The 1,098-nt window shown below is 40.9% G+C and carries 2 protein-coding genes and 2 tRNA genes; 3 read left to right on the top strand and 1 reads right to left on the bottom strand.

The window, feature by feature from the left end:
* The 3 genes from G4P69_RS38735 to G4P69_RS38725 all read left to right on the top strand — a co-directional run.
* Nucleotides 1–237 (top strand): stage II sporulation protein M (locus tag G4P69_RS38735; protein ID WP_208355354.1); only part of this gene is annotated, 237 nt, incomplete at its 5' end.
* Between the two features lie 135 nt (nucleotides 238–372).
* A tRNA-OTHER gene (locus G4P69_RS38730) sits at nucleotides 373–442 on the top strand.
* Between the two features lies 1 nt (nucleotide 443).
* Nucleotides 444–518 (top strand) — tRNA-Arg (locus G4P69_RS38725).
* Nucleotides 519–763: 245 nt separating this feature from the next.
* On the opposite strand, the gene G4P69_RS38720 is transcribed toward G4P69_RS38725, so the two are convergent.
* Nucleotides 764–928, bottom strand: coding sequence for a hypothetical protein (locus G4P69_RS38720; protein ID WP_208340725.1), 165 nt, complete (start codon nucleotides 926–928; stop codon nucleotides 764–766).
* Nucleotides 929–1,098 lie beyond the last annotated feature (170 nt).

The following is a 1,098-nucleotide window of genomic DNA, read 5'->3' as shown; positions in this document are numbered from 1 at the left end:
AGAGCAATTTTATTTCCTGGTAAATATCGTCGTGTCGATGCGCTGAAGTTTTATGGTTCCCTAGCAGTACAGTTAGTCTTTGGAATTGTACCAATGTTGATTGTTGCTGGTATTACTGAAGGGTTTTTCTCTCCTAATCCTAACGTACCAAATCCATTGAAATATCTTGTCGGGATGATATTATTTGTGCTTCTGGTGGCATATTGTAGCCGCAAGCGTCCGATTGAGAGACATTAGATTTAGCTTATGCTACATTTGAAACGAAGTAGTCATCAAAGTTGCAAAGCAGCGGTTTAGGTTCTGTATACCTGACTGGTGCGCTAGCCTCTGGTCTAATGCGTATACCGCCGAGTACTTTATAACTATTTCACCGTTTGATTAGCTCAGTGGTAGAGCGTCCGAGAGTGGATGGACGTAGGTTCGAATCCTGCATCAAACACCAGCGGAAGTTAGCTCACTGGTAGAGCGGTCGATTTCTAATCGATTGGTTATAGGTTCGATTCCTATACTTTCAACCAACCCTGTCCGGGTTAAAAGACACTACCCCGTCACGGTAGCCAACTTTTCCAAGATATAGGAGAAATCCTTATCCTGCGCAACAACGTTGATCACAAACTCTGCTATGTAGGTATTCTGCTACTGAATGTTACAATGTGACATTCAGCAGTGGAGCAGTAAAGGAGCCAGAGCGAGTGTAATTCTCCCTAACTTGAGTGTGTCCTTCGTTTTTCGCTTTTGGTTTCTCAAAGAGATTCCCGAAATGTCAAACCGAACGGCATATCTGAGCGTTGCTTTCTTTTTCTGGATTGCCCAAGGGTAATTTAGGAGAAGTGGTAACAATCTTAATCCAGTTTTGGAGATGCGATCGCCCGCACCCTAACTGTAAATTACCTGCATCTGCAGAGTTTTTAAAATAAGAGTAGTACACATATTACATTTTTATGAATTCAATGCTATAACTTAGACAGACTGTAGAAAAAAAATGTATTATATTCATAAAATTTTGCGCACAAAAGCTATAACTCGTACAAAATTCCTCCTGACTCCTGACTCCTGACTCCTGAATTCTTCCTACTATGTGGAAAACTTTTTATATCA

This window comes from Aetokthonos hydrillicola CCALA 1050 (assembly GCF_017591665.1).
GTDB classification, from domain to species: domain Bacteria; phylum Cyanobacteriota; class Cyanobacteriia; order Cyanobacteriales; family Nostocaceae; genus Aetokthonos; species Aetokthonos hydrillicola.
Note: the sequence above shows the minus strand (reverse complement) of the source record. Positions and strands in the feature narration are given on the sequence as shown.